Below are 19,706 nucleotides of genomic sequence, written 5' to 3' on the forward strand. Positions count from 1 at the left end.
GGTATAAGGTTCTCCCGGGGCGCGCGCCATCCACGCGATGAGCGACGCCCGCATGGCTTCTTCCACCGACATATCGATGGGCTGCACCCATTCGGCCGGCACAAAGACGGTGTATCCACCAATCATGTAACCCATGGGCAGGTACACGGCCACGCGTTCGCCTTGCATAAAGCCCTCGGGTAGCCCCTCGGTATTGCGGCGCGTGATCAGACCGACGAGTTCGAGCGGCTGGCCAGGAATACGCAGCACCACCACATGCTGCGTGTCCGATTTCGCATTGGGCGTAAAGTAATCGGCGAAGCTCTTGAGCGAGGAATAAATGCTCTTCACGACGGGGATATTCGTGAAAGGCATCTCCAGGAAGTAAAAAATACGTTGAACGCGCTCTTTAGAGACCAGGTATCCGATCAACAGAATACCGAGTACGCCCAGCGCCAGCCCCATGCCCGGAATATAAAACCCGCCGATGAACGGGCCCAAAAACGCCAAGGCCGCGCGCTCCGTCCAGGCCAGGAAGATGAACAGCACATACAGCGTCAGGACGATCGGCAGGGCCGTAATCAGACCGCGGAAAAAATACCGCGACAACCGCGCCATAAAAGGATACTTTTTGGGTTGCATACAGGGGTGAGGCCTCTAGTGACCCGCCACAGGCAGGTATAAGGTTTCCTTGATCTCTTCCATGACCACATAGCTGTGGGACTCGGCCGAGGCAGGCAGTCGCTTCAGAATATCGCCGAGCAGGCGGCGATATTCGTTCATCTCTGTCAGACGCGCCTTGACCAGATAATCGAACTCGCCCGACACCAGATGGCATTCCATCACCTCTGGTACATAAAGCAGCTCTTGTTTGACCTTGTCGAAAACATCGCCCGATTTGGCCGATAACCTGATCTCGAGAAACACCAGCAGATTCAGACCCAGCGCGGAGGGATTGACGCGCGCATGATAGCCGGTAATGACGCCCTCGCGCTCTAAGCGCTTGACGCGTTCCGAACACGGCGTGGCCGACAGGCTGATGCGCTCGGCAAGCTCCGTGATGGAAATACGGCCCTCGCGCTGCAGAATATCCAGGATTTTCAGGTCAATACGATCGAGCTCGCGCATTTCACTTTAGGTGGGCTTATTTCCCTACCTGCCTTAGCAAAAACACCAAAATGGTCGCTGGATTTTAGTGCTTTTCACTAGCGCTGCACGCCTAGACTATGCGTTTGTTTATATGACACCTGTTATATAGGGGAAAACATGCACGTCATCGTCTTGGGTAGTGGCGTCATTGGCACCACGACGGCGTATTACCTCGCCCAACAGGGCGCGACAGTCACCGTGATTGACCGTCAGCCGACCAGCGCCGGCGAAACCAGCTACGGCAACGCCGGGCAAGTGTCACCGGGCTACTCGACGCCCTGGGCCGCGCCGGGCATTCCGTTCAAGGCGCTGAAGTGGATGTTTCAGAAAGAGCACGCGCCCCTGGCGATCCGGCCCGATGGCACGCTATATCAATGGCGTTGGCTCGCCGCCATGCTGGCCAATTGCTCCGCCAGCCGTTACGCCGTCAACAAGGCGCGCATGTTGCGCTTGGCCGAATACAGCCGAGATTGCCTGAAGGCATTGCGCGACGACACCGGCATCGCGTACGAGGCGCGCACGCGCGGGACGCTGCAGCTTTTTCGCACGCGCGACCAATATGAAGCGGCCCAGCGCGATATCGAGGTGTTGGAGTCCTGCGGCGTTCCCTACGAGTTGCTCGACAGCGCAAGCCTGCACAGCGCCGAACCGGCCCTGGCCAATGTGGCGCATAAACTGACCGGTGGCTTGCGCCTGCCTAATGACGAAACCGGCGACTGCCGCCTGTTTACCGAACGACTTGCGCAACTGGCCGCCTCGCAGGGTGTGCGGTTCCGCTATGGGCAGGTTGTCTCTGGCCTCAACTTTGCGCACGGGCAGATCACTGGCGTGCGGGTCGGCGAGGAGGTGTTGACCGCTGACCGGTATGTGGCGGCCTTTGGCAGCTATACGCGCGACTTCCTTGCGCCACTGGGGCTGGATCTGCCCGTGTATCCGGTCAAGGGTTATTCGTTGACCATCCCGTTGACCAACGAGCAGGCCGGCCCGGTGTCCACCGTATTGGACGAAACCTACAAGGTCGCCGTCACACGATTCGATGATCGTATCCGCGTCGGCGGCATGGCCGAGCTGTCGGGGTTCGACTTGCGGCTGAATCCCGAGCGGCGCCGCACGCTGGAATTCGTGGTCAACGATCTGTATCCCGGTTCGGGTGACGTGGCGGGCGCCGAGTTCTGGACCGGACTGCGGCCGATGACGCCGGACGGTACACCGATTATCGGCGCGACGCGTTATTCGAACCTTTATCTCAATACGGGGCATGGCACGCTTGGCTGGACCATGTCTTGCGGATCAGCGAAGCTGCTGGCGGATCTGATTACCGGGCAGGCGCCGGCGATACGGGCCGACGATCTGGCCATATCGCGATATGCCAAGACGCGTTCGCCTGTATCAGGCGCCCGGCTAGGCGAAGAGCAGCGTACCTCGGGCCAGCCAGCATCGAGTTAATAGACGTATCCGCGTTATCCCTGATGTTGTGCCACAATCCCGCCATGATGCAGGCACACTCAGGGATCTCGTGACACATATCATCCATACCGCCGACTGGCAGATCGGGCGGCAATACGGCCAGTTTGATGGGGACGATGCGGCCATGCTGGCCGAAGCGCGCTACGAGGTCGTCGGCCGGATCGCGACGCTGGCGGCCGAGCGACGCGCGGATGCCGTGTTGGTCGCGGGCGATGTGTTCGACACGCAGGCCGTGTCGGATCGAAGTATCCGGCGTGTGTTCGATGCCATGTCCGCCTATGCGGGGCCATGGGTCATGATCGCGGGCAACCATGACGCGGCGCTGATCGATAGCGTGTGGTCGCGCGCCCACCAGCTTGGGTGCATCGGGCAAAACGTCCATATCCCGATGTGTCCAGGGGTGATTGACCTGCCGCAACAGAATCTCGCGGTGTTGGCTGCGCCCCTTACGCAGCGTCATACCTATGATGACACCACCGCGGTCTTTGACGGCATGGAAACGCAGCCGGGTCGCGTCCGCGTTGGCCTCGCGCATGGCAGCGTGACGGGTCGTCTGCCAGACAGTATTGATTCCGCCAACCCCATCGCCGCCGATCGAGCCAGCCGCGCGCAGCTGCAATATCTGGCCTTGGGCGATTGGCATGGCACGCTGCAAATCGATGCCCGTACCTGGTACGCGGGCACGCCAGAGCCAGATCGATTCCGGTCCAACGATAACGGCAATGTGCTGGATGTACGGATACACGGTATCGGCGCCGAACCGGAAGTGCAGATTGAGCCCGTGGGGCGCTATCGATGGTCACTGTGGAGCGAGGCGCTGACATTGGACTCGGATGCCGAAGCGCTTGCGCACCGATTGCAAGAGATTGGCGCCCAGGACGTCCTGCGTTTGGAATTGAGCGGCCATTTGCCGCTGCACGCCTGGGATGCGCTGCAAGAAGCCATCGCGCGCGCCGCCGCGCGCAGTCGTGCGGTGCTGCTCGACAGCGAACAGCTGTCGTTGATGCCCGGCGAGGCGGATTTATCAGCCTTGGGCGCGAGCGGCTATGTCGCCGAGGTGGCGGCTCAGCTGCAAGCCCTGCAAGACGATCCCGTGCAGGCGCACACCGCGCGGCACGCGTTGAGACTGCTGGTGCAGTTCCAGCGCGAGCATTCGGAGGCCGCATGAGGCTGCACCGAATCGCTATCGAGGAATTCCGCAAGTTTCGCGAGCCCGTCGTTCTGGACGACCTGGCCGAAGGCCTGAACGTCATTGCGGGGCCCAACGAGGCAGGCAAGAGCACGTTTGCCACCGCCATACGCGCCGCGTTTCTCGAACGTTATAAGACCACCAAGGTTGCCGACCTGGCGCCGTGGGGATCAAGCGGGGCGCGTCCCTCCGTGGAAATCGCATTCGCCCACGATGGGCGGGAGTATGTGCTGCGCAAGACGTTCCTGAGCCGGGCGCGCTGCGAACTGTTGATCGATGGCGGCGCCGAGCGCCACGAGGGAGAATCGGCCGAAAATGCGTTGGCTGGGCTGTTGGGGTTTGAGTTTTCGGCCAAAGGCAATAGTCGGCCCGAGCACGGCGGCATTCCCGGCCTGCTCTGGATTTCGCAGGGCGAGGGGCAGAACTTGCTGGATCCCGTCGCGCATGCACAACTGCATGTCAGAGAGGCGCTTACGCGCTTGACCGGCGAATTGAGCGCGGTCGATGGCGACTCGCTTTTCGCGCGAGTCGAGGCCGAAAGGGGCGCGCTGCGCGATGGGCGCAGTGGTCGCCCCAAGGGCGCGTACAAGGAAGCGGAAGACGCGTTGGCGCGAGCCGAGCAATTGCTGCTCACGCTCACGGCCGACAAGCAGGCGCTCGATGCCGATGTCGATCGTCTGGCCGCGCTGCGGCGCGATTATGACAAGGCCGAGCAGGAACAGCCTTGGTTGGCGCTGGAACGACGGGCGTCAGAGGCCCGCGCGCGATTGGCGGAAATCGGCCGGGAACGCGAGGCGCTGGCGACGTTGCAGCGCGAGTTAGCGCAGGCCAACGATACGTTGAGCTTGTTGCGCGAGCAGGTCGAGCGCGATCAACGGGATGAAGCTGCCTTGAAGGCACTGCGTCTCGAGGCCGAAGCGGCGGCGGCCGCTCTGGCTCCGACTACGGAGCGCCTGGAGAGGGTTTTACGTGAGCAAGAAGTTGCGGCCGAACAGTTAGCACGGGCCCAGGCGCGCGTGGTCGCCGCTCAGCAGGTCGCGCAACGTCAAGAGTGCGCGACGCAGATCGCCTTTCTGGATAAGCACTCGACCACTGCCCGCGAGGCCATCGCGCAAGCGGAGCGGTTGACGGAGCAGGTACAAGCGCTACAGGCTCAGGCCACGCAGGTTCATATCGACGACAAAGTCGTGCGTGCGCTGCGAGCCGTCGAACAGCGTCTTGCGCAACTGCATATCCAACGTAACGCGGGTGCAACCCGGGTCGTTCATCGACTGGCGCCGGGTCAAGCATTGCAGCTGGCGGGGCAGGAACGCACGGGCGAGGGCGAGGTGCTGATTAGCGAACCCGCCGACATACCCATCCCAGGCGTGGGGACGCTGCGCATCGAGCCCGGCGGTAGTGATTTGCCGGCGATTCTGGCCGCGATCGAGGGCGCGGAGATCGAACGCAACGCCTTGTTGGCACAAGCGGGCGTGGAATCGCTTGCGCAGGCGGAGGCGCGCGCGGCGGCTTACGAACAAGTGCTACGCGATCTGGACATGGCCCGCCGCGCATTGCGCGTCCAGGCGCCGGATGGTGTGCAAAGCCTGCGTGATGACTTGGAGCAGACCCAAGATCGACTGGCTCAGCAGCGCGCACGGTTGGTCAGTTTGCCCGAGGATCAGGCGGATCTGGATTTGCCTGAAGCCCAGCGTAAGCTGCAAGCCGCTCAGGCCGAAGCCGAACACCTCACGCGCGCCGTCACGTCCGCGCGCACAGCGCGCGATACGCAGCAAGCACAGGCGCAGCTTTTGCAGTCGCAATACGAGGCCCGCCAGGCGGACTTCGACGCGCCCGCACGCGCCGAACAGCGCGGCCAGCGCGGCGCGCGGCTGGTCCAGGCGCTCGCGACGCGCGACACCTTGGCGCATCGGTGCGAGGCGGCGCAGGCAGCATTGCAGGCCTTGCAGCCGGACTTGATCGAACAGGACGCCCGCCGCTTCGAGCAGTCCGCCCGATTGTTGCGCGACGAGCAGCAGCGGCGCCATGGGGAACTGCTGCAGCTGCAGGGAAAACTCGAACAGGCGCAGGCACACGGGGTAGGGGAGCGGCTCGCGCAAGCACAGGCCGAGGCGCAACGCCTGACGCGCCGGCGCGATGAGTTCGCTGCGCGGGCGCAAGCGTTGGACTTGCTCTGGCAATTATTGCGGGAACGCCGCGACGATGCGACGCGCCGACTGCTGGAGCCGCTGTCGCAACGCTTGCGCCATTATGTCGGTCTCTTGTTCCCGGGTGCGCAGTGGCGGCTGGACGATAGCCTGCGGCCCGACGCGCTGGTACGCGCAGCACACGCCGACGCCGCTCAACCGTTGGACGCATTGAGCTTCGGCACCCGCGAACAGCTGGGCGTGCTGGCACGATTCGCGTATGCGGATTTGCTGCAGCAAGCCGGACGCCCGACCTTATTGGTGTTGGACGACACCTTGGTCCACGCGGATTCACAACGACGCGATTTGATGAAACGGGCCCTTTACGACGTTGCGTCTCGCCACCAGGTACTGCTCTTCACCTGCCATCGAGAGGCATGGCAGGACATGGGTGTGGCGATACGAGATGTACCGCTGGTGCGGTCGTTGTGACGTTCGGTTACCCCTAATCTGGTCCGAAATTCCACTGAAATTTCCACTTTGGCATCCAAAGTCAGCAAAATTCGCTTATGTCGTCATGCGCAGATTACTAGAATCTGATATTTTTCCGGGTGGATGCGCGGTCGCGCGGCGAAGGCGGCCTCGACACGTTTCAAGGTGTCTTGCCATGCCCGTCCGATCCTGTATCTCCGTACTGTCTCTCCGGCTTCAAATCTGGTGCGCGATTGCGAACCGGGCTGCCGGATCTCCCGGAACACCATGTCGCTGATTCTGATTCTCGCGCTACCTTTCGCAGGCAGCCTGTGTGCCGCGCTGTTGCCTGCTAACGCACGCAACGCCGAAGCCTGGCTCGCCGGTGCCACGGCGTTAGCCTCATTCCTCTTGGTCGCCAGCCTGTACCCTCAGGTCGCCGATGGCGGCGTGGTGCGTATGGATATGGCGTGGGCGCCGGCCTTGGGATTGCAGTTCGCGTTGCGCATGGACGGCTATGCTTGGCTGTTCGCGTTGATCGTTTCGGGCATGGGCGCGTTGGTGGTGCTGTACGCCCGGTATTACATGTCGCCGGAAGACCCCGTCCCGCGGTTTTTCTCATTTTTCCAGGCCTTCATGGCCGCCATGCTGGGCGTGGTGCTGTCGGGCAATCTGATCCAGCTCGTGCTCTTCTGGGAAATGACGAGCCTCGCTTCCTTTATGTTGATTGCTTATTGGCATCACCGTCAGGATGCGCGACGCGGGGCGAGGATGGCGCTGACGATCACCGGCGCGGGCGGTCTCTGTTTGCTGGCCGGGGTGCTGATCCTCGGGCATATCGTCGGCAGCTACGACATGGACAAGGTCCTCGCGGCGGGCGATGTGGTCCGCGCCAATCCTTGGTATCCCGCGGTCCTGATATTGGTGGCATTGGGCGCGCTGACCAAGAGCGCGCAGTTCCCATTTCAATTCTGGTTGCCCAACGCGATGGCCGCGCCAACGCCGGTGTCGGCGTATTTGCACTCGGCCACGATGGTCAAGGCCGGGGTATTTTTGCTCGCGCGATTTTGGCCAGTGCTGGCTGGTACGGACGAATGGTTCTGGATTGTCGGTGGCCTTGGTCTGTGTTCGCTTGTGCTGGGGGCTTATGCGGCGATCTTCCAGCAGGACATGAAAGGCGTGCTGGCGTATTCGACGATCAGTCACCTGGGTCTGATCACGCTGCTGTTGGGGATGAATAGCTCGCTCGGTCTCGTGGCGGCCATCTTTCATATGGTCAACCACGCGACGTTCAAGGCCTCGCTGTTCATGGCTGCGGGCATTGTCGATCACGAGACCGGCACACGGGATCTGGGGCGTTTGAGCGGTTTGCGCCGCGCGATGCCGATCACCGCGACGCTGGCGGTGGTGGCGGCCGCGGCGATGGCGGGCGTGCCCCTGCTCAATGGCTTCTTGTCCAAGGAAATGTTCTTTGCCGAAACCACATTCGTGAGCGGCGATCCGATGATTCAATACGGCCTGCCCGCGATGGCGGTGGTGGCCAGCGCCTTTAGCGTGGCGTATTCCTTGCGCTTTATCTTGCAGGTATTTTTTGGACCTCCGGCCGAAGACTTGCCGCGTGCGCCGCATGAGCCGCCGCTCTTCATGCTGGTGCCTAGCGGGTTGTTGGTGCTGCTGTGCCTGTTGGTGGGTATCATCCCCGGGCTGACTGTGGGCCCGTTCCTGCATACAGCCGCTTTCAGTATTTTGGGCGCGGATATGCCCGAGTACAGTCTGTCAGTCTGGCACGGCGTGAATCTGCCGTTGGTGATGAGCGTGGTGGCGATGGTGGCGGGGATACTTCTGTATCTGGCGCTGCGCGCGCGTCAGCGCAGGCATCCCGGGCGTGTTCCGTTTATCTACCATTTTGACGGCCGGCGCACGTTTGAATTCCTGATCGATTATTCTTCGGTCGCCGCCAGCTGGGTCCTCGATCGCGTGTCCTCACCGCGGATGCAGGTGCAGATGGTGCTGATCGTGCTCGGCGCGCTGTTCGTAGCGTGGCTGCCGTTACATGGCGGGGAATGGAATGATGCGCCTTCGGCATTGACGCCGATTGACCCGGCGTTTATGTTGCTGTGGATTGTCGGCGCGATCTGCGCGGTGGGCGCTGCGTATCAGGCGAAATTCCATCGTCTGGCGGCCTTGATCTTGTCCGGTGGCGCCGGCCTGGTGACGTGTCTGACGTTCGTATGGTTTTCGGCGCCGGACCTGGCGCTGACGCAGCTCGCCGTGGAGGTCGTCACGGTCGTGTTGCTGTTGCTCGGCCTGCGATGGTTGCCGCGCCGTATCGAAGGTGGCGACAAGGATGGCAGTCTGCGCGCGCGCTCGCGGCGGGTGCGGGATCTGGCGATTGCCGCTGTCTCGGGCACCGCGCTGGCGGCGTTGGCTTACGCGGTCCTCACTCGCCCCGCCGGCGAAACGGTCGCATCATTTTTCGTGGAAAAAGCGCTGCCCGAAGGCGGCGGCACCAACGTTGTTAACGTCATTTTGGTCGATTTCCGGGGCTTTGACACGATGGGTGAGATCACGGTCGTGGGTATCGTGGCGCTGACGGTGTATGCCTTGCTGCGTCGTTTCCGTCCGCCAGCCGAGAGCATTGCCTTGCCGCGTCAGCAACGTGACCAGGACGAAGCCGTCGCCTCGCCCGATGTTCACGCGCTGTTGCCCGATAACGCCTTGGCCTTGCCCGCGGTGTTGGTGCGGTTCCTGTTGCCGATCGCCGGGCTGATATCGATTTACTTGTTATTGCGGGGGCATAACTCTCCGGGCGGCGGCTTTGTCGGCGGGCTGGTGATGGCGACCGCCGTGATCTTGCAGTACATGGTCGGTGGCGTGTATTGGGTCGAGTCGCGCAGCCGCCTCAACCCGCAGCACTGGATCGCGCTCGGGCTATTGTGTGCGGGGCTGACGGCCTTGTCGGCTTGGTTCTTCGCGCGTCCGTTCCTCTCTGCGATCGCGTGGGACATTCATTTACCCGTCGTGGGCCATGTGCACTTATCCAGTGTGCTGTTCTTCGATCTTGGGGTCTATATGTTGGTGGTTGGCGGCACAGTGCTCATCTTGCTCGCGCTGGCTCACCAATCCTTGCGCGCGCAACGTAAAGCGGCCGCCGAAGCACAGGCAGCCGCCGAATCCGGGAGTCCTGCTTAATGGAAGTCATCTACGCCATCGCCATCGGCGTGTTGGCCGGATCGGGCGTGTGGCTGATCCTGCGCCCACGCACGTTCCAGGTCATCATGGGCCTGACCTTGATGTCTTATGCCGTGAACCTTTTCATCTTTGGCATGGGCCGTCTGACCGTGGGACGCCCGCCTGTCATTGATCCCTCGGTGACGCCTGACCCGGCCGCGATGGCAGACCCCGTGCCACAGGCACTGGTGTTGACCGCCATTGTGATTGGTTTTGCCACCACCGCTTTGTTTCTTGTCGTATTGCTGGCTTCTCGCGGGTTGACTGGCACCGACCACGTTGATGGCAGGGAGTCGGAATCTTGATCGATTGGTTGCAACATGCGCCCATGTATCCCATCGCCATCCCGCTTATCGCGGGGGCGGCGATGTTGTTATTGGCGGATAAGCGTCGATGGACGCGCGCGGGCATTGCTTTAGTTTCAAATATCGCGCAACTCGCGGCAGCCATTTTGCTGCTCGCGTTGGCCGACGGTGCCTGGGGGGTATGGCCCAACGGAGTGGGGGTCTATCTGGCGGGCGACTGGGCCGCGCCATTTGGCATCGTGCTAGCGGTCGACCGTCTGTCGGCCATTATGCTGACGCTGACGGCGGTGCTGGGGCTTGCCTCGTTGATTTACTCGTTAGCCCGCTGGGATCGACTCGGGGTGCATTTTCATTCGCTGTTCCAGTTCCTGTTGATGGGTCTGAACGGCGCATTCTTGACGGGCGATCTGTTTAACCTGTTTGTGTTCTTCGAGGTGTTGCTAGCCGCGTCTTACGGCTTGATTTTGCACGGCTCTGGCGTGGCGCGGGTCAGTGCCGGACTGCAGTACATCGCCGTCAACCTCGTGGCGTCGTTCCTGTTGCTGATCAGTATCGCGCTCATCTACGGTGTGACGGGGACGTTGAATCTTGCTGATCTGGCTGTCCGGGCAGGCACGCTGACGGGCAGCGGCCGGCTGTTGTTCGAGGCGGGAGCGGCAGTGCTGGGCCTGGCTTTCCTAGTCAAGGCCGGCGCTTGGCCATTGAACTTCTGGCTGGTGCGCGGCTATAGCGCCGCGAGTGCGCCGGTGGCGGCGGTGTTTTCCGTCATGACCAAGGTGGGCATCTATGCGCTGCTGCGTATCGGCTCCTTGCTGCTGCCGACCGGGGCACCTGCGGCGTTCAGCCTGGATTGGATGTTTGCCGCGGGGTTGGCGACATTGATTTTCGGCTCGATCGGGTTGGTGGCGACTCAGCGGTTGGATCAGCAGGTCAGTTACTGCGTCATCATTTCCGCGGGCACGCTACTGACCGCGCTGGGCATGCCGGGTGTACGGTTGACGGGGCCCGCGCTCTTTTATCTGATCAGCTCTGTGCTGACGACGGGTGCGTTCTTCATGCTGGTGGAACTGGTCGAACGTACTCAGACTTTTGGCGCGAATGTGTTGGCCGTGACGCTGGATTTGTTCGATCTGGATGATCCAGAGTCGCCGAATCGCTCCGACGACGTGGTCGGCGTGGCGATCCCCGCGGCGATGGCGTTTCTGGGGCTGGCATTTGTGTCTTGTTCCCTGCTGGTGACAGGGCTGCCTCCATTGTCCGGCTTTGTGGCGAAGTTCTCCTTGTTATCGGCCGCGGTGGCCGAGGCCAATAGCTCGCCGCAACCGGCCGATGCCTGGATACTGGTGGCGGCTGTGCTCGCAGCGGGACTGGCGGGAATCGTGGCTTTGGGTCGTACCGGTATCCGGATTTTCTGGGGCAGCGACGAGCGCACGACGCCGCGCCTGCGCGTTTTGGAAGCCGGGCCCGTGGCGTTGCTGATTCTGCTGTGCGTGGCGCTGGTCGCGGCGGCTAACCCGGTGTCGGACTATCTGGACGACGCGGCCCGTTCGCTGGACGAGCCCTCGCTCTATATCGATGCCGTGATGTCGGCCCGGCCGGCGCGAGCAGTAGGAGGCCACTGATGCGACGTTGGTACAAGATTCTGCTGCCGGCCATATTGTTCCTATTATGGTTGTTGCTCAACGAGTCCATGTCGGCCGGGCAGGTCGTGGTGGGCTTGGCGCTGGCTCTATGGCTGGGCTATGCCTCCAGCCGTCTCAGGCCCTTGCGCAGTCGGCCTCATAAATTGTGGCTGTTGATCGGTCTGGCGCGTCGGGTGGTGGTGGACATCATTCGCTCGAATTTCGAGGTCGCTCGGCTGATATTGGCACGCCGGCGTCCGTATACGCCCGGTTATGTGCATATTCCGCTTGATTTACACGATCCGCATGGTCGGGCTCTGTTGGGCTGCATATTGACCTACACCCCCGGTACGGTGTGGGTGGACGTATCTAACAACGTCTTAACGCTGCATGTGCTGGATTTGGAGCACGAGGATTTCTGGATCGAGCTGGTCAAGACGCGGTACGAGCGCACGCTGATGGAGGTTTTCCAATGAACCAGATTTTGTATTGGGCGGCGAGCTTTGCGCTGCTGTGCTTTGTGTTGGGAATGGCGTGCGCAACGGTGCGTCTGGTCCGGGGGCCGACAGCCCAGGATCGTGTGCTCGCCCTGGATGCTTTTTATGTCAATGGCATGTTGACCATGCTGGCTTTTGGCATACGTTCGGGCACCTCGGTGTATTTCGACGTCGCGTTGTTGATCGCCTTGTTCGGCTTTGTCGGGTCCACGGCCATGTCGAAATTCCTGTTGCGCGGGGAGGTGATCGAGCCATGATGCCGGACATCCCGTTGTGGGCGGCCATCCCCGCCAGCTTGCTGCTGGTATTTGGCGCGGCAATTTCGCTGATCGGATCGTTCGGGCTGCTGCGGTTCGAAGACTTTAAATCGCGCATTCACGCGCCGACTTTGGGGAATACGCTCGGGGCGGCCTGTGTGCTGGTGGCCTCGATATTGGTTTTTTCCGCTACCCAACATCGGTTTGTGATCCACGAGATCCTGATTACCCTGCTGCTTTTCACGTCCTCGCCCGTGACCGCAATGCTGCTGATGCGCGCCGCCATCTATCGTCGCCGTCGCGAACAGGGCGAATTCAATCGGAACTGAGGAATCGTATCGGGGTGCTACGTCACCCCGGGTTCATTAACCGCCAGATGGGTTTGTAACATTTGGGTCGCGCCTGGGGTCCAGCCTTTCGCATAAGGTAAAACCCTGACTGGGCATCCCACCGCCCAGCATAGCTGAAGGAGCGGAATATGAACCTACGACGTATGCAAAACCGGTATTGCACGCTGGCATTCGCCGCGTTGAGCGCCTGCGCAGGCTTGGGAGCTGTTTCTGCGGTCAGCGCTGCCCAAACCAAAACTCCGGCCGATATCCAGGCACAGTACGAGCGCGATGTCCAGCGCTGCAACAACGGCCAAACGCATCAAAGTCGCGACGTATGCCTGCAAGAGGCCGGCGCCGCGCGGGACGAAGCCCGTCGCCAACGGCTGGATGACGGCCAAGCGGGCAATTATGGCAATAACGCCATGGATCGCTGCAACAAGCTGCCTCAAGCGCAGCGCGAAGATTGCATGATTCAGATGCAGCAACCTTCCCAAGTTAGTGGTAGCGTCGAAGGCGGCGGCGTGTTGCGCGAGACCGTCATCCAGGTCCCGCCGGGGACGCCGGGCGCGACCACCACACCGGGAACGGTGCCGGGCGCTGCGACGCCCGCTGCACCAATGACGCCTCCGGTGGCGCCGGTGGCACCCGCCGTCACGCCCGGCACGCCGGTCTCTCCCGTGACGCCTGCGCCGTCGTCAACCATGCCGGCGCCCGCGGCCCCCGTGCCAGTGCGTTGATAAAGTCGGCAAGCGCCTAGCGCGAGCCGTTCACGAGATTCGGACGGCTCGGCGCAGGGGGCTCATCCAGGGCTGGATTTGGGTCATCTGGGACCAGCCCAGAGTTAACGGAAAGACGCCGCAGTCGGGATCAGGCAAAATGTCGCCTGTTCCCGACTTTTTGTCATTCCATGTCTGACGTCATCGCCCTCATATTCGATTTCGACGATACGCTGGCGCCTGACAGCACCTCCGGCTTTTTGACCAGCATCGGGGTGGACACCGCGGCCTTCTGGAAGGATAAGGTCGAGCCCCTGCTGGCACACGAAGACTGGGACCCGGTTCCCGCATATCTACACGAGATGATTCAGCTCTCTCGTGGCGGCGAACATGGCCTGATCACGCAGCAACGGTTGCAGCAATGGGGCGCAACCCTTCCGCTACACGACGGGGTGGCAACGTTGTTCCAACGCCTGCGTGCCGCGGTCAATGCCGAGCATCCTCAGGTGCGCCTGGAGTTCTATCTGATTTCCAGCGGCATTGGCGATGTCGTGCGTTCCACGCCAATCGCCCACGAATTCACCGAGATCTGGGCATCCGAGTTCGTTTATGGCGACGATGGCGGCATCGCGTTTCCCCGGCGCCTCGTGAGCTTCACCGACAAGACGCGCTATCTCTTTCATATCCAAAAAGGCATCATCGGGCGCGAGTTTCGCAATAAGCCATTCGAAGTCAATCGCAAGGTGCCCGAGGACAAGCTGCGCGTCCCGTTTGACCAGATGATCTTCGTGGGCGATGGCTATACCGATATTCCTTGTTTTTCCCTCATCCGGCGAGCCGGTGGCTATGCGTTTGGTGTGTGGGACCCAAAGCATCGTGACAAACGCAGCCGCGCGTGGGGGTTTATCGAAGAAGGCCGGGTGTCGAATTTGAATCAGGCACGCTATGGAGAAGATGCCGAACTCTATCAATGGCTGGAAGAGGCCGTGACCAGTCTGGCCGCGCGCGTGGCGTTGAAATCGCGGGTGTATCGTGGTTGATGAAGTGTTGACCAGCGTGCCCACCGACACCTATTTCATGTCCCTGGCGCTAGAGCAGGCCGAAGCCGCGTGGCGGCTGGGCGAAGTCCCCGTGGGCGCGGTGGTCGTCGATGCGCAAGGTCAAGTGTTAGGTGCCGGATGCAATCGCACCATCATTGACAGCGATCCCACCGCCCACGCAGAAATCGTCGCACTGCGCGCGGCCGCCAAACATCTGGAAAATTATCGTCTTCCTGGAATCACGCTGTACGTGACGCTCGAGCCTTGTGTCATGTGCATCGGTGCGATGCTGCATGCGCGTCTGGCCCGTGTGGTCTACGGCGCCAGTGATCCCAAGACAGGCGCCTGTGGCAGCGTGCTCAATGTCGGCGCGCTGGCGCAGTTAAATCACCACACGACAGTTACCGGTGGCGTTCTGGCGGAACCTTGCGGCGATGTGCTGCGCAGGTTTTTCCGTGAGCGTCGTCAAAAGGAAACCATTAAATGAAAAAATCCACCCAAGCCGCGCACGGTCACGCGGGCCATGATTGCGCCGAGGGGTGCGACCACGAGCATCACCATCACCATGCACGGCCAGAGGCCGGCGGCATTTATTTAATCTCGCCTTCGTCAGCGGTACGCGACCCGGCCACTGTCGCGCTGGCATGCGAACGGTTGGAACAGGAAGGATTCAAGACCAAGGTCGACCGTGCCGCGCTCGCCGTGAACCAGCGATTCGCGGGGACCGAAAAGCAACGCCTCGCGGGCATCGAACGCGCATTGAAGCAGAAATACCCCATCGTCATGGCGACGCGCGGCGGCTATGGCTTAAGCCGCCTCTTGCCGCTGATCGACTGGCGCGCGGTGGCCGATAGCGGCAAGCGCTTTGTCGGCCTGAGCGACTTCACGGCATTCAATCTGGCGCTGTTGGCGCAAACCGGCGCGGTGAGCTATTCCGGTCCCACCGCGGTCGCCGACTTCGGCGGCAAAAAAGTCGATGACCTCACCGCCGCATTGTTCGGCGAACTGATGCGCGGCGAACTGGAGATCCTGAGCTTTGAAACCTCGGATGCGGATCCGGTGGATGCGCGCGGTGTGCTGTGGGGCGGCAATCTGGCGACGATGATGTCGCTGCTGGGCACGCCCTATATGCCCAAGATTCGTGGTGGGATTCTGTTCCTGGAAGACGTGGCCGAACATCCTTACCGTGTGGAGCGTATGCTGGCCCAGCTGTGGCAGGCCGGGATTTTGCAAAAGCAGAAGGCCATCGTGTTCGGCCATTTCACCGAGTACCGGCTCGCCCCGCATGACGCCGGCTACGACATGCCCGCCGTGATCAAATGGTTGCGCAGCGTGGTGAAAGTGCCGGTCATAACCGGATTGCCGTATGGCCATATCCGTAGCAAGGCGACGCTACCCATCGGCAAGAAGGTTGGCATCGCGACCGAGGCTGGCATGGTGCACCTCGTGATTGACGAGCACGAGCATTAAATCGACCGTGTGGAGGCGGGCTCGCTCGTGCGGTTAATGCGCGAGCGGTGCTGGCTCTGGCTTTTGTGACGTTATCCTGGGACCAAGACGGAATTGCCGCCTCGACGCGTGTAGCGATGTGAGGCGGCAAACGGATGCGTTCAGGGTTAAGCGCCTTGCGCCGTGGCAACCCAAGCAGGCTTTCTTTTTTCCAAGAAGGCCGCGACACCTTCCTTGCCATCCGCGCTGGCTCGTAGTTGAGCGAGCCGCCGCGCGGTGTCGGCGAGCAGGGCGGCATCTATCGGCTGCCCGGTGACCTCGTGAATCAAGTGCTTGGATTCACGCAATGCATTGGGAGATCCCAGCAGCACATTTTCCAGGATGCCGTTGATATGCGTGTCGAGATCCTCCACCTCGCACACATCGTGGATCAGACCCATGCGCAATGCTTGGGCAGCGTCGAAGACTTCGGCAGTCAAGAACCATCTGCTCGCCTCACGCGGCCCGATCGCGCGCAATACATACGGCGAAATCATCGAGGGAATCAGGCCTAGTCGCGTTTCCGTCAGCGCGAATCGGGTGTCGCGGCTCGCGATAGCCACGTCGCACGCAGTCGCCAACCCCAGGCCACCCGCCATGCAGGCGCCATGCAGGCGCGCGATGGTGGGTTTGGGGCAGGTATAGATCGTATGGAGCAGGGTGGCCAGACGCATCGCATCGGCTTGGTTTTGCGCTTCGTTGGCTTGGGCGCTGGCCCGCATGGCGGTCAGATCGGCCCCTGCGCAAAAGACCTTGCCACGCCCGGCCAGCACGATGGCGCGCACGTTGTCATCGGCAGCCAATGTCGTGAACGTTTCCATCAACTCATCGATCAAGCGCGCGTCGAGGGCATTGCGCACCTCGGGACGCGACAGCCAGACCACGGCGGTTTGAGATCCATATCCGACTTCCAGGGTTTGCAGCATGGGGGGCTTCCTTTAAGTCTACAGGGCTAGATCATGATGCGGCGCTACGCCCGACAAGCAGGAGCGCCCGAAATTGGCTTTCCCGCCCAGACGCGGCCGACGATCACGGTGTCCATATATAGCAGGAAAATACCCGTCAACGCGGCTCGCGCACACCGTCTCTGCCAGTCGCGCCCGGTCTTGGTACACTATCCGGTTTAGCCCCGCGCTTCTCGCGGGCGATCCCTGCCTATACATCGCCGTGATATCTACCGCCAATCTCACTATCCAGTTCGGTCCCAAACCTCTATTCGAAAACGTCAGCGTCAAGTTTGGAGAGGGCAACCGCTATGGTTTGATCGGGGCCAACGGCTCGGGCAAATCGACCTTCATGAAAATCATCGGCGGCGACCTTGAAGCCTCCGCCGGGAATGTGTCGCTCGAGCCGGGCGTGCGCCTGGGTAAGCTGCGCCAGGATCAGTTTGCGTTCGAAGACTACCGCGTGCTGGACGTGGTCATGATGGGCCACACCGAAATGTGGGCCGCGATGACCGAGCGCGACGCGATCTACGCGAACCCCGAAGCCACCGAAGACGACTACATGCGCGCCGCCGAACTCGAGGCGAAATTCGCCGAGTACGACGGGTATACCGCTGAAGCTCGTGCTGGCGAACTGCTGCTTGGCCTGGAATTCGCCGTGGATCAGCACCAGCTGCCCATGCGCGAAATCGCGCCGGGTTGGAAACTGCGCGTGCTGCTGGCGCAGGCCCTGTTCTCGAACCCCGATGTGCTGTTGCTGGACGAACCGACCAACAACCTCGACATCAACACCATCCGCTGGCTGGAGACCGTGCTCAACGGTTATCAGAGCACGATGATCATCATCAGCCACGATCGACACTTCTTGAACGAGGTGTGTACCCACATGGCTGACCTGGACTACGGCGAGATCCGTATTTATCCGGGCAACTATGATGATTACATGCTGGCCTCCACGCAGGCCCGCGAGCGTCTGGTGGCCAACAACGCCAAGGCCAAGGAACGCGTGGCCGAATTGCAGGACTTTGTGCGCCGTTTTGCAGCGAACAAATCCAAGTCGCGTCAGGCAACGTCGCGTCTGAAGCAGATCGATCGCATCAAGGCCGAGCAAGTCGTGGTCAAGCCTTCCTCGCGCCAGAACCCTTTTATCCGCTTCGAGCAGAACAAGGTCATGCACCGTCTGGCCATGACGGCGGAGAAGTTGTCCAAGTCCTACGATGCGCCGGTGATTCGCGATTTCTCGGCCATGATCGATGCGGGCGAGAAGATCGCCATCATCGGGGCGAACGGTGTGGGTAAGACGACTCTGTTGCGCATGTTGGCGGGCGACCTGGCGCCGGATTCCGGCAGCCTGAAATGGTCGGACAATGCCGATATGGGCTACATGGCCCAGGACGTCTCCGATCAGTTCCAGCAGACCGACGTGAATCTGTTCGACTGGATGAGCAACTATCGTCAGCCGGGCGACGACGATCAATCGATTCGTTCCGTGTTGGGTCGCCTGCTGTTCTCGGCGGACGATCTGCCCAAGGCGCCGAAGGTGCTGTCGGGCGGCGAGAAAAACCGCATGACCTTCGGTCGCTTGATGCTGGGTCGGCACAACGTACTGCTGCTGGACGAACCGACCAACCACTTGGACATGGAATCGATCGAGTCGCTGCAGTTTGCGCTTGAAAAATACCAGGGCACGCTGATTTTCGTGTCGCACGACCGCGAATTCGTTTCGGGTCTGGCCACGCGCGTGCTCGAGGTGCTGCCAGGCGGCGAGGTGGTTGACTATCGCGGTGGGTATGAGGACTACCTGGCTTCGCGCGGCATTGAGGGCTAATAGTAGTTAGCGCATAACGACCACACTGTGCGGTCGCCCGGCGGGGTCCCCGCCAGGCGCGCGGGCAGGCGACCGGGACAACCTAGTCGCCTGTCTTATTTTCCAGCGAACGTTTTATATCTCTAAAAGTTATGGTGGAATTATTAAATAATAGTTGGTGATTATAAAGAGCGTTGGTAGATTGGATTCTGTCCTGAATCCCATGCCTGATTGCGCGCTCCAACATGAAGCTGACCTTTGAAAACGTCCACAAGACTTTCGGTGCCCTGAACGTGGTGGACGGGTTTTCGAGCAAATTCGACACAGGCGAGCTGGTCGCGCTGGTAGGCCCCTCGGGTTGCGGGAAATCGACACTATTGCACATGGCCGCTGGCTTGGAGTTTCCGACACAGGGTCGCGTCCTCGCCGATGGTCAGCCGGTGAAGGGGCCTCATCCCAGCCGCACGCTGGTTTTCCAGGAACATGCGCTGTACCCATGGTTGACCTTACGCGATAACGTATCGCTGGCCCTGGAATTTCAGAACGTTCCCAAGGCGCAGGCGCGCGAGAAAGCCGTAGCTTGGCTGGCGCGCGTGGGTCTCGCGGGATTCGAAAACTATTTTCCGCAGCAGGTATCGGGTGGCATGCGCCAACGCGCCGCGCTGGCGCGTGCCTTCATTGCGCAGCCCCAGACGATGTTGATGGATGAACCCTTCGGCGCGCTGGATGCGCTGACCCGGCTCAGCCTGCAAGATGTCTTGCTGCAGCTAATCAAGCAGGAACGGCCGACCGTGCTGCTGGTGACGCACGATGTGGACGAGGCATTGTTCCTCGCCGACCGGATCGTCGTCTTTAGCGCTCGCCCGGCACGGGTGCTACGCGAGTTCAACCTGACGCACAGGCGCAAGTCTCACGATCTGTCAGATCTGGCGGCCGAAAAACGCGAGATTCTGAGTTTGTTGGGCATCAATGTGGCAACCCACACGGACCAAGACACCACAGAAGTGACTGGCCAGCCCTGAAATCGAGCCGTTACACCTGAATCCGAAGACCGTCGGTCGCGCCTGCGAAAGCATTCTCAGCCGC

The 19,706-nt window shown here is 61.3% G+C and carries 18 protein-coding genes; 15 read left to right on the plus strand and 3 right to left on the minus strand.

Annotated features, from left to right (window positions below):
• Positions 1–597 (minus strand): DUF502 domain-containing protein (locus GOQ25_RS16270; protein ID WP_160351760.1); only part of this gene is annotated, 597 nt, incomplete at its 3' end.
• 39 nt (positions 598–636) lie between these two features.
• Positions 637–1,107, minus strand: a complete 471-nt coding sequence (locus GOQ25_RS16275; RefSeq protein ID WP_160351527.1) for a winged helix-turn-helix transcriptional regulator — start codon at positions 1,105–1,107, stop codon at positions 637–639.
• A 138-nt stretch (positions 1,108–1,245) separates the two neighbouring features.
• On the opposite strand from GOQ25_RS16275, the gene GOQ25_RS16280 reads away from it, so the two are divergent.
• The 13 genes from GOQ25_RS16280 (at position 1,246) to GOQ25_RS16340 (ending at position 15,851) form a co-directional block, all read left to right on the plus strand.
• Positions 1,246–2,574: a D-amino acid dehydrogenase gene (locus tag GOQ25_RS16280; RefSeq protein ID WP_160351528.1), complete on the plus strand. Its 1,329-nt coding sequence runs from the start codon at positions 1,246–1,248 to the stop codon at positions 2,572–2,574.
• A 70-nt stretch (positions 2,575–2,644) separates the two neighbouring features.
• Entirely contained in the window at positions 2,645–3,763 is a 1,119-nt protein-coding gene (locus GOQ25_RS16285) for a DNA repair exonuclease (RefSeq protein ID WP_160351529.1), read from the plus strand.
• Positions 3,760–6,402 carry an AAA family ATPase gene (locus tag GOQ25_RS16290; protein WP_160351530.1) on the plus strand — a complete coding sequence of 881 codons (2,643 nt, stop codon included), beginning with the start codon at positions 3,760–3,762 and terminating at the stop codon, positions 6,400–6,402. Before GOQ25_RS16285 ends, GOQ25_RS16290 begins: the two co-directional genes overlap by 4 nt.
• A gap of 267 nt (positions 6,403–6,669) precedes the next feature.
• Entirely contained in the window at positions 6,670–9,573 is a 2,904-nt protein-coding gene (locus tag GOQ25_RS16295) for a monovalent cation/H+ antiporter subunit A (RefSeq protein ID WP_160351531.1), read from the plus strand.
• Positions 9,573–9,917, plus strand: coding sequence for a Na+/H+ antiporter subunit C (locus tag GOQ25_RS16300; RefSeq protein WP_160351532.1), 345 nt, complete (start codon positions 9,573–9,575; stop codon positions 9,915–9,917). Before GOQ25_RS16295 ends, GOQ25_RS16300 begins: the two co-directional genes overlap by 1 nt.
• Positions 9,914–11,539 carry a monovalent cation/H+ antiporter subunit D gene (locus tag GOQ25_RS16305; protein WP_160351533.1) on the plus strand — a complete coding sequence of 542 codons (1,626 nt, stop codon included), beginning with the start codon at positions 9,914–9,916 and terminating at the stop codon, positions 11,537–11,539. The genes GOQ25_RS16300 and GOQ25_RS16305 overlap by 4 nt, the downstream gene beginning before the upstream one ends.
• Entirely contained in the window at positions 11,539–12,015 is a 477-nt protein-coding gene (locus GOQ25_RS16310) for a Na+/H+ antiporter subunit E (RefSeq protein WP_160351534.1), read from the plus strand. Before GOQ25_RS16305 ends, GOQ25_RS16310 begins: the two co-directional genes overlap by 1 nt.
• A complete protein-coding gene (locus tag GOQ25_RS16315; RefSeq protein ID WP_160351535.1) occupies positions 12,012–12,293 on the plus strand; it encodes a K+/H+ antiporter subunit F in 282 nt (93 codons plus the stop codon). The genes GOQ25_RS16310 and GOQ25_RS16315 overlap by 4 nt, the downstream gene beginning before the upstream one ends.
• Positions 12,290–12,622 carry a monovalent cation/H(+) antiporter subunit G gene (mnhG, locus tag GOQ25_RS16320; protein WP_160351536.1) on the plus strand — a complete coding sequence of 111 codons (333 nt, stop codon included), beginning with the start codon at positions 12,290–12,292 and terminating at the stop codon, positions 12,620–12,622. Before GOQ25_RS16315 ends, mnhG begins: the two co-directional genes overlap by 4 nt.
• A gap of 149 nt (positions 12,623–12,771) precedes the next feature.
• Entirely contained in the window at positions 12,772–13,362 is a 591-nt protein-coding gene (locus tag GOQ25_RS19720) for a hypothetical protein (protein ID WP_202109513.1), read from the plus strand.
• Between the two features lie 170 nt (positions 13,363–13,532).
• Positions 13,533–14,381 (plus strand): HAD family hydrolase, encoded by an 849-nt coding sequence (locus tag GOQ25_RS16330; RefSeq protein WP_160351537.1) that lies wholly within the window; start codon positions 13,533–13,535, stop codon positions 14,379–14,381.
• Entirely contained in the window at positions 14,374–14,868 is a 495-nt protein-coding gene (gene tadA / locus GOQ25_RS16335; RefSeq protein WP_370519972.1) for a tRNA adenosine(34) deaminase TadA, read from the plus strand. Before GOQ25_RS16330 ends, tadA begins: the two co-directional genes overlap by 8 nt.
• Positions 14,865–15,851, plus strand: a complete 987-nt coding sequence (locus tag GOQ25_RS16340; protein ID WP_160351538.1) for an LD-carboxypeptidase — start codon at positions 14,865–14,867, stop codon at positions 15,849–15,851. The genes tadA and GOQ25_RS16340 overlap by 4 nt, the downstream gene beginning before the upstream one ends.
• A 146-nt stretch (positions 15,852–15,997) precedes the next feature.
• On the opposite strand, the gene GOQ25_RS16345 is transcribed toward GOQ25_RS16340, so the two are convergent.
• Entirely contained in the window at positions 15,998–16,795 is a 798-nt protein-coding gene (locus GOQ25_RS16345) for an enoyl-CoA hydratase/isomerase family protein (RefSeq protein WP_160351539.1), read from the minus strand.
• Between the two features lie 241 nt (positions 16,796–17,036).
• Between GOQ25_RS16345 and GOQ25_RS16350 the strand changes: the two genes are divergently transcribed.
• Together GOQ25_RS16350 and GOQ25_RS16355 are read left to right on the plus strand one after the other, a co-directional pair.
• On the plus strand, positions 17,037–18,641 hold the full coding sequence (locus tag GOQ25_RS16350) for an ABC-F family ATPase (RefSeq protein WP_160351540.1): 1,605 nt from the start codon (positions 17,037–17,039) through the stop codon (positions 18,639–18,641).
• A 224-nt stretch (positions 18,642–18,865) separates the two neighbouring features.
• Complete coding sequence (locus GOQ25_RS16355) at positions 18,866–19,642, plus strand: ABC transporter ATP-binding protein (protein WP_160351541.1); 777 nt, start codon at positions 18,866–18,868, stop codon at positions 19,640–19,642.
• The last annotated feature ends 64 nt before the right edge of the window (positions 19,643–19,706 follow it).

The organism is Bordetella sp. 15P40C-2 (assembly GCF_009763235.1).
In the GTDB taxonomy this organism is placed as follows: domain Bacteria; phylum Pseudomonadota; class Gammaproteobacteria; order Burkholderiales; family Burkholderiaceae_B; genus Bordetella_A.

Bases quoted from the DNA above. Each gene is read 5' to 3' on its own strand.
- GOQ25_RS16275 (WP_160351527.1), bottom strand. From the start codon at position 1,107: ATGCGCGAGCTCGATCGTATTGACCTGAAAATCCTGGATATTCTGCAG.
- GOQ25_RS16280 (WP_160351528.1), top strand. From the start codon at position 1,246: ATGCACGTCATCGTCTTGGGTAGTGGCGTCATTGGCACCACGACGGCG.
- GOQ25_RS16290 (WP_160351530.1), top strand. From the start codon at position 3,760: ATGAGGCTGCACCGAATCGCTATCGAGGAATTCCGCAAGTTTCGCGAG.
- GOQ25_RS16295 (WP_160351531.1), top strand. From the start codon at position 6,670: ATGTCGCTGATTCTGATTCTCGCGCTACCTTTCGCAGGCAGCCTGTGT.
- GOQ25_RS16300 (WP_160351532.1), top strand. From the start codon at position 9,573: ATGGAAGTCATCTACGCCATCGCCATCGGCGTGTTGGCCGGATCGGGC.
- GOQ25_RS16310 (WP_160351534.1), top strand. From the start codon at position 11,539: ATGCGACGTTGGTACAAGATTCTGCTGCCGGCCATATTGTTCCTATTA.
- GOQ25_RS16315 (WP_160351535.1), top strand. From the start codon at position 12,012: ATGAACCAGATTTTGTATTGGGCGGCGAGCTTTGCGCTGCTGTGCTTT.
- mnhG (WP_160351536.1), top strand. From the start codon at position 12,290: ATGATGCCGGACATCCCGTTGTGGGCGGCCATCCCCGCCAGCTTGCTG.
- GOQ25_RS19720 (WP_202109513.1), top strand. From the start codon at position 12,772: ATGAACCTACGACGTATGCAAAACCGGTATTGCACGCTGGCATTCGCC.
- GOQ25_RS16330 (WP_160351537.1), top strand. From the start codon at position 13,533: ATGTCTGACGTCATCGCCCTCATATTCGATTTCGACGATACGCTGGCG.
- GOQ25_RS16340 (WP_160351538.1), top strand. From the start codon at position 14,865: ATGAAAAAATCCACCCAAGCCGCGCACGGTCACGCGGGCCATGATTGC.
- GOQ25_RS16345 (WP_160351539.1), bottom strand. From the start codon at position 16,795: ATGCTGCAAACCCTGGAAGTCGGATATGGATCTCAAACCGCCGTGGTC.
- GOQ25_RS16355 (WP_160351541.1), top strand. From the start codon at position 18,866: ATGAAGCTGACCTTTGAAAACGTCCACAAGACTTTCGGTGCCCTGAAC.